At 27.0% G+C, this 4,285-nt stretch carries 4 protein-coding genes; all 4 read right to left on the bottom strand.

The window, feature by feature from the left end:
- Positions 1-794 precede the first annotated feature (794 nt).
- Positions 795-941 carry a hypothetical protein gene (locus N187_RS04920; protein WP_156922723.1) on the bottom strand — a complete coding sequence of 49 codons (147 nt, stop codon included), beginning with the start codon at positions 939-941 and terminating at the stop codon, positions 795-797.
- 209 nt (positions 942-1,150) lie between these two features.
- The gene (locus N187_RS04875; RefSeq protein WP_025420091.1) at positions 1,151-1,417 is read right to left on the bottom strand and encodes a hypothetical protein; all 267 of its coding nucleotides are present in this window, start codon (positions 1,415-1,417) and stop codon (positions 1,151-1,153) included.
- Between the two features lie 402 nt (positions 1,418-1,819).
- Positions 1,820-2,695 carry a hypothetical protein gene (locus N187_RS04870; protein ID WP_051483132.1) on the bottom strand — a complete coding sequence of 292 codons (876 nt, stop codon included), beginning with the start codon at positions 2,693-2,695 and terminating at the stop codon, positions 1,820-1,822.
- Positions 2,696-2,975: 280 nt separating this feature from the next.
- Entirely contained in the window at positions 2,976-3,590 is a 615-nt protein-coding gene (locus N187_RS04865; protein ID WP_075550371.1) for an isochorismatase family protein, read from the bottom strand.
- Positions 3,591-4,285: the final 695 nt, after the last annotated feature.

Raw genomic sequence — 4,285 nt, 5'->3', positions numbered from 1 at the left:
AAACCAATTAAAGGTTTTGTTAGGAATTCTATATTAAAATTCCTTATAAAACCTTTAATTCCTATTTATAAATTTTATAAGTGTTCACTACAGTTTGAAAAGACATAAAACTCAGATCATTTATTACCACTTTTGATATATTCAAAGTTTAAGCAACAAGAATTTACACAACTCCTGTCAAAAACAAACTATTGTCCCACCTAGTGAAGAATATTCATAAGTCAAAAGAACGAGAAACTTATTGTGTGAAGTTAACCTTTTCTTAGATGATAAAAATTCTTTAAGAAGTCAAAAAGTTAATACTATTTAAATACAAACTAGCTATACTTAAGACCACTAAATAGCATCAAAGATATGTTTCTCTTTACAATTTACATCACTATTTTAAATTATTTAATATAAAATTATTAAATATCGATACTTGATAAATGCGTCTGATAAGAATTGGAAAGTAAAAAAGAAAGTTTTAAACTATAAGGAGTAAGTATTTACAGTGGGAATAGATAATAGTGAATTAGGCAGGTCTTAAGGCGTACTTACTTTATATAATCAAGTGATGCTTTTTGATCTCATTATAACCTAAAAGGTTATTGAAGATTGCTTAGTTACTCAGAAGTACCCTTAAAAAATTATAACTAACCTTTTAAGAATAGATAAATTCATTATATCTAAATACATTCATTTATGCCTAAAATTTTTCTTACACAGCTCTGAATACACGTTTGGATGTGATATGATATTCTTTAACTCTTAATTAAGATCAAGTGAGTCATAAAGCACTTTTGATGCATTAATTACCATAAAGTGATATCTTGGCCCTTGATTTTAACTTCACTTATTTCAACACTTATCACACATCTGTAAGATTTACTTTTCCATTTAACATCTGTAACGAGACTAAAATATGCAAGCATCTTGCAGGAATCTATAACAAGATCCATCACTCCCACCCTTCATTTCTCTCGCACTAAAATAATATATAATTTTTATCATCTTAGCTTTACATTGAACTTAAATTACCTTTTAACTTTAATATAATTCACATCAATTTCCATTAAAATGATCAAAAAATTAAAACTCTCACTTCAAAACAAGGTAAGTTATAAAAAGATTCAAAGATAAATATTACATCTAATCTTAGGTTATACTCTTACTTATTCCTTATATTATCATTAAGCCTTTTTTCAAAAAGAAAACTTAAAGTTTCAGCCTTTATCTGAATTGCCTGATTTTTGATTCGACTTTCTTTTTCCATATGCATCATCCAATCATCAAGACCTTTATCTGTTCCATATTGTTTCTGAAATTCTTTGAATTCTTTATCCAACTGTGCAGTAGTATAATCAACTTGAGCTATAAAGGCTTCAATATCCATTTGTTTCAAATTCTTTCTCTTAGGAAACTTAATTACTTTCATATAATAATCCTTAAACAAGCAAGAATAAAATAAACACTTTCATATTAATAAAATTAAAAATATTTATATGTTATATATTAATCTAAAATATGTAATTTCGTAAACCTCATTTGTACATGTAAAAATCTTAGGTTACCTGCTCTAGCATTTTAAAATAAATAATTATTATTATGGTACATCTCAAAAATCCAACTTCTAAGAAATATTAAGAAAATTATTAAAGAGTTAAATCTTAAAATCAAAAATAAACTTACATTCACCAATCAAAACATAACAATAAATAAAAGTTCGCTGTCCTAAATTTATAAAGAAAAATCAACTACTTTACAGTATTGCAGATACTATATCATAATGATTTAATAACAATCTTTTTTTATTCAGAACTTATATACAGTTATCTACTTAATCTTTTCTCATAAGGGAATTTTCATCAAATCTAAAACCGAAGAAAAATGGTAAGACTTCAATAGAATTAATACTGTCTACAATAGACCTTATATTATCATCATTGAAGTGAGCATTTATTACAGATAAATAATACTCTAGTGAAGGTTCAATTCCCCCATTTATATCATTTTTGACTTCTGTATATTCTACTCTCATTTCATCAACTATCTTTAATGAGGTCTTACCATCATCTAAATTATTGAAATCTAAAATAAGCTCATTGATAGGTTCAAACTTTTTTATACTGTTTAAATTTTTACTTACTATATCAAGCATATTTTTTATTTCGTCTTCGTCTAAAATTAAGATACTATCTAATTTATTTGTCTTGTTAGCTAAAGCTTTTTCCAGAAATTTTAATGCCTCTTTTTGTTTTTCGTTCAGGTTATTTTTTAATCTTTTTTTATAAATTTCTATTAAATCTTTTCTCAATATTGTTCTTGATACTACATTGGATTCAGAAAATTCATCGTTGATAATGGATTTTCGTATATATCCTATATGGTCCACATCATATTGCACCAAGGAAGATAATATATTATCTTGTATCGGCAAACCATCTGACTTTTCCACTTCCAAAATATTTACTCTTAAAATTTCTTGGTCCCTTCTATTATCATTCAAGATTTCTTTTTCTATTACTTTTTTATCCCCGCTACCTACATGTACTCGATTGGTATTATTTTTTTTTATTCGTCTTTTATTGTCTTTAGAGAGATGTCGATCAACTTTATCTTTCTGAATCTCATTATGATCAAAATTATCACTGTATAGTAGCGTATTCAGACTGTCTTCAGAAGATCGAATGCTGATGTTATCTCTCTTATCCACACTACAACTACTTAAGATGACGGTCCAAAAAATGATAATACATGAAAGATTTATCATGACACTCATAAATAACAACTTTTCATTGTACTACAAATTTGTAAATTTTAAAACCTTGGACATCAACAAATTCTACTAGTAGCATAAGTACTACATATACGTACAAAAAAATCATGATAATAATAAATTACTTAAAAAACACCTCCGATTGAATCGATTATATTGTCACTGCTAGTATCGCAAGTAGATAAGATCTGGAAATATAAATTTTTACTTTCTGAAGTTATGTCAAATCGAGATTATCGAAAATATCGCTTGCTAAACAGGTTAATATACCGATATTTTTAAGTTCTGTAATTATAAGCTCGGGAAAAGGAGATATACTCTTCGTGGCGTCAGTAATTAAATAAGACTGAAATCCTAAGTGATGGGCATCTATGATTGTTTGTTTCACACAAAAATCTAATGTCAAGCCTACTACAAATACTGTGTAAATTGAATTGGATCGAAGATATTCCAGAAGACCTGTTGTTTTTTTCTTCTCAGAATCATTGTAAAATCCACTGTAACTATCTTCATTTTTATCTTGTCCTTTTAGAAAAACAGCTCTTACTTTTTCGATATTTAGATCCTTTGGAAATTCTGCTCCCCATGTATTTTGAATGCAATGTTTAGGCCAGCCCTTAAGATTATCGTTGTTTAGAAAACTTATGTGGTTCTCACAGTGCCAATCTTTGGTTGCAACAGTATGCTCAAAACACTTTTGAAGCTGGTTTATCAAAGGAATGATTTCATTAGCATGGGGAACAGATAGAGCTCCTGATTGTAAAAAATCATTTTGGATATCTACTAGGATTAACGAAGCATTCCTTAAAAACGAACTAGAGAATATTCTCATCAAATTAGTTGTTCCTTCGATTTAATTACAATTCTAATTACCACTCACATATCTTTGCTTTAAAGTATGCTTATACTTCTGAAATAACACAAAAATATATAACCTTGGTAAAAGAAAGCAAAAATTATTATTTAAATCTTATATCCATAGAACTATTATAGACTATAATCCAGTTTTGAAAATAAGATTTTAATTAATATTTTTAAAATCTAGTAACTTAATCGTTTTAGAGATGATTAAGTTACAATGCAGGTAAAACTTATGTTTTTTGGAAAAGTAGAGAATTATTTGTACTAACTATACCGTAATATTAATACTAATTTGGCTATTTGATCTTACCGTTCTATTGTAATATCTTTATTTATCCTATGGTAAACGATTGGCAATAAAATTAGAATCCAACTCATTTGTACATGATCAGTTGTAGGTACCATGATAGTAATTTAGAAAAGGAAAAAGTCTTATTTTTATAGCTTTCATGGAAAGAATTAAAATCAAAATAACAAAATACATATAATGCTATCCTTTTCTGAATTAAAAAGATGTATGCATATTCATATCGTTTGATCAATTAAACATAACTTGGAGAATCACTAAGTTGTGACTGGTATTATTGCTTTTAGTAATTAGTGCCTCTTATTACTCCGACTAATGAAGCTCAAAACTTATTTTATGATTTTTTATTATTACTTTTC

This window comes from Borrelia anserina Es (genome assembly GCF_001936255.1).
In the GTDB taxonomy this organism is placed as follows: domain Bacteria; phylum Spirochaetota; class Spirochaetia; order Borreliales; family Borreliaceae; genus Borrelia; species Borrelia anserina.
Note: the sequence above shows the minus strand (reverse complement) of the source record. Positions and strands in the feature narration are given on the sequence as shown.